This window comes from Undibacterium sp. Dicai25W (genome assembly GCF_049340505.1).
GTDB lineage: Bacteria > Pseudomonadota > Gammaproteobacteria > Burkholderiales > Burkholderiaceae_D > Undibacterium > Undibacterium jejuense.
This window is the reverse complement of the sequence record NZ_JBMPOQ010000061.1, coordinates 1-303: the sequence shown is the minus strand read 5'-3', so window position 1 is coordinate 303 and position 303 is coordinate 1. Positions and strand designations below refer to the sequence as shown.

1 protein-coding gene is annotated in these 303 nt (G+C 36.3%); it reads right to left on the bottom strand.

Annotated features, from left to right (window positions below; translation table 11 throughout):
• A partial coding sequence (locus ACO0KY_RS19680) for an Eco57I restriction-modification methylase domain-containing protein (protein ID WP_423048932.1) occupies positions 1 to 303 on the bottom strand: 303 nt, incomplete at both ends.

Sequence of the window (303 nt, the reverse complement as noted above, 5' to 3'; positions counted from 1 at the left end):
GATTCCAGGATAAAATTTTCTGACTTCTACGGTTTGCAATACATCATCATCTTGAAAAGCTTTGTCCCTGCTTTCAAAAACATGGATATGGTCAATAGAGCATTCTTTCAAAATTAACTCTCTGAATGGCTTGTAATAAGGTCCATTGCAGAAAGACCGTGGAATGATGGCAATGACTTGCCCACCTTTTTCCATAAGTTTGATGCTCAATGCAAGAAAGGCTGAATAAAGATTAACTGTCTCAATCTTTGCTTTTCTTAGTTCATTTCTATGCTCTGAACTACTGCTTATTTTCTTGTATGG